The 444-nt window shown below is 62.8% G+C and carries 1 protein-coding gene and 1 pseudogene; one reads left to right on the forward strand and one right to left on the reverse strand.

The window, feature by feature from the left end:
- A partial coding sequence (locus HWY05_RS37950) for a hypothetical protein (RefSeq protein WP_176061505.1) occupies positions 1 to 193 on the reverse strand: 193 nt, incomplete at its 3' end.
- A gap of 29 nt (positions 194 to 222) precedes the next feature.
- Here HWY05_RS37950 and HWY05_RS37955 point away from each other — a divergent pair.
- A pseudogene (locus HWY05_RS37955) lies at positions 223 to 444 on the forward strand (DUF695 domain-containing protein); the annotation flags it as partial.

The raw sequence follows: 444 nt of genomic DNA on the forward strand, positions 1-444 counted from the left end.
ACGGAAACCTGCCGCCGCTGCCGGTGTGAACGGTCAGCGTTGCTCCGCCCATCACAAAGCGGTGCCACGGATTCCCCGCAGCCGACACGCCTTCGGAGTGAACCGGCAGCGCAAGCGCCAGACGGTAGAAATCCACCACCGCCCGAAAGCGATCGTCTTCGACCGGCACCAGGATGCCCAGACTCGCGATCATGTGCGCCCCTCCGGTCAACGCGATTTTCGATGATACATTGGGACGCTTTGCAACCGTCAACAGACAATCGTGCACGGGAGAAACACATGACCGACGCCTGGGGAACCTTCCCTGCCAGAATGGGCGACCATCAGGCTTTCATCAGCTTCAACCACGACTTTGCGGAAATCGCGGAAGGCGATCCGCGCACGTCGCTGCTCAGCGTGCGCGTCCCCTTTGCGCATCCGACGCCGGAAGGCCTGCCGACCGGC

It is taken from the genome of Paraburkholderia sp. BCC1876, assembly GCF_902833695.1.
Classification (GTDB): domain Bacteria; phylum Pseudomonadota; class Gammaproteobacteria; order Burkholderiales; family Burkholderiaceae; genus Paraburkholderia.